Genomic DNA, 2,306 nt, shown 5'->3' on the forward strand with positions numbered 1-2,306 from the left:
GCGAACGTGACCATAACCTGCCGTGCATCAGCTGCGGCACATGGGAAACAGTTCAGTGGGAGGCCGGGCATTACCGCTCCCGCGGGAAAGCATCCCACCTGCGCTACAACGAGGACAATATCAATAAACAGTGCCATCACTGCAATGTCCAGCTGTCCGGCAATCAGCAGCAATACCGCATCAACCTGATACCCAGGATCGGCGTTGAGCGCGTCGAGGCGCTCGAAAACAACAATGCCCCTCACCGATACACCATCGAAGAGCTGGAAGGCATCAGGCGCCATTACAGCGCGTTACGGCGTGCGCTCGTAAAACAACGGGAGGCTGCATGAATCAGCTCGCCATAGAGCGCATCCGCGACCGCTGGCAAAAGCTCCGCCTCTGCCGGCACCGCGGCACCGTGCTGGTTGACTACCGTATTTTGAAGAACTTCATCCGCATCTATCAGACCCTGGGAGAGACAGCATGACGATCCAATATTTAGAATATGTTCGCCAGCAGCTGATAGTTGCCACTGCAGACCTGAGCGGAGCGACGAAAGGGCAGCTCGTTGCATTTGCAGAGAACGCGATGCTTGAGGCGACAGCTCGCAGCCGCGGGCGTAAAAAAGTTTATGACCCTCAGAAAAAGCGCATGGTCAATCCTGATAGCCCTCCGATGGCCGGAAGCCAGTCGCGCGCCAAAGGTTCGGCGATTGCCCTGGTGCTGCCCGTGGAATACTCAACCGCATCATGGCGCCGCGCGCTTCTGTCGCTCGACGATCACCAGAAAGCATGGTTGCTCTGGAACTACAGCGACAACATCCTCTGGGAGCACCAGGAGACGATAACCCGGTGGGCGTGGGAGCAATTCAGTCAGCAACTGGCCGGCATGCGCATTGCGAAAAAAACAGTCGAGCGTCTGCGCCAGCTTATCTGGTTGGCGGCGCAGGATGCGAAGGCGGGGCTGGCTGGGCGTGACCAGTATCAGTATGGCGACCTCGCGGCGATGGTAGGGGTGACACCCAAGAATTGGTCAGAAACCTTCACAACGCGCTGGGAGGCAATGACAGGCATCTTCATGGTGCTGGATAGCGATGCTTTATTGCAGGTGACGCGATCACGTTCACAACAAAAGGCGACAAATTTAGACTTAAGTCTTGCAAAACTGGATTAAATGCGTCATATTTGAGTCTACTTTGATATGCTGCCTTAACTTTAAGTGGCGGCATAAAGAATAAAAAGAGCCCTGACGGAAACGTCGGGGCTTTGTCGTTTCTGGGTCAGAAGCACAGCGGTTGTGCGTTCGGCTGTTAACCGAATGGTCGAAGGTTCGAATCCTTCCTGTCCCGCCAGATATGGAGCACGGGCATTCTCGCCTAAAATAAGTCCTCCCCGGGTGCTGAGTTGATCGCCAGCCGTTGCTCCACGAAACGGAGCCCATAACAGGTAAGAGCATTGCATGTGCAGATAGAGGCATTATCTGCTGCTGAGATGAATTTAACCACCCGCTCAGCAATCCGGGGTGGTGCCCTGGAGCCGGTTCGAGTCCTGGTGCATTGCTCTTTCCGTTGTGGTGAATGCGCAGGCTGATGCGTTAGAGACGGCACCCCTTGATGAGGACAGCGCTATCTCTGGAGAATAGTCTTAGGTACGTGTAATGCCAGAGAAAGCCGGAGTTCAGTACCGGTCACCACACTAAAACCCAGCCAGGGTACCTTCGGCCACAGAGCCGCATTGCTATACCCTCATTACTGCTTCCCGCCTTGAGCGGGTTTTTTATTATCAGGTCCCGCAGGAATCATCCTTGACGCTTTGTTGATAAATCCAGCCTGACGGGCCTGACCCCTTTCAAACACACAGCGCCATCCGTAACCACGGAGGTGAGGCTATGAACAGAATGAGCACCCTATACAGCAGACTCTCATACGGCACCGGGACCGCACTGACGGGCTGCGGTGTCTCAGCAAAGGCATATGCCGACGTATCGAAAACAGAGGTATGGATTTTGGCCGACAAAGTGGCGGGTATGAGCCTGAGTGACTGGGCGATCGTTGTCGGTATAGCGTGCACTGTTATTACCTGTGGCGTGAACTGGTATTACCGGCGTAAAGAGCGGGAGGACCGGCTGAATGGCTATGTCACCAAAGCTGAGGAATAGCGTTATTGCTGCCGTAGGCGGTGGGGCTATAGCCATTGCGTCAGCACTCATCACTGGGCCGACCGGTAACGATGGTCTGGAGGGTGTGAGATACAACCCTTATCAGGACGTGGTGGGTGTCTGGACTGTCTGCTATGGCCACACCGGTAAAGATATCATGCTCGGCA

4 protein-coding genes, 1 tRNA gene and 1 pseudogene are annotated in these 2,306 nt (G+C 55.0%); all 6 read left to right on the forward strand.

Going from position 1 to position 2,306, the window contains the following annotated elements:
* A partial coding sequence (locus GVK32_RS28480; protein WP_159874196.1) for a recombination protein NinG occupies nt 1-332 on the forward strand: 332 nt, incomplete at its 5' end.
* Nucleotides 329-469 (forward strand): YlcG family protein, encoded by a 141-nt coding sequence (locus tag GVK32_RS28485; RefSeq protein ID WP_159874198.1) that lies wholly within the window; start codon nt 329-331, stop codon nt 467-469. The genes GVK32_RS28480 and GVK32_RS28485, both read left to right, overlap by 4 nt.
* The gene (locus GVK32_RS28490; RefSeq protein WP_159874200.1) at nt 466-1,155 is read left to right on the forward strand and encodes a bacteriophage antitermination protein Q; all 690 of its coding nucleotides are present in this window, start codon (nt 466-468) and stop codon (nt 1,153-1,155) included. The genes GVK32_RS28485 and GVK32_RS28490 overlap by 4 nt, the downstream gene beginning before the upstream one ends.
* 103 nt (nt 1,156-1,258) lie before the next feature.
* Nucleotides 1,259-1,333: transfer RNA gene (locus tag GVK32_RS28495), tRNA-Asn, on the forward strand.
* 536 nt (nt 1,334-1,869) lie between these two features.
* Nucleotides 1,870-2,139, forward strand: coding sequence for a phage holin (locus GVK32_RS29600; RefSeq protein ID WP_159874202.1), 270 nt, complete (start codon nt 1,870-1,872; stop codon nt 2,137-2,139).
* Nucleotides 2,111-2,306: pseudogene (locus GVK32_RS29000) on the forward strand (lysozyme); the annotation flags it as partial. The gene GVK32_RS29600 and the pseudogene GVK32_RS29000, both read left to right, overlap by 29 nt.

It is taken from the genome of Klebsiella sp. 18074, from assembly GCF_902705905.1.
GTDB lineage: Bacteria > Pseudomonadota > Gammaproteobacteria > Enterobacterales > Enterobacteriaceae > Klebsiella > Klebsiella terrigena.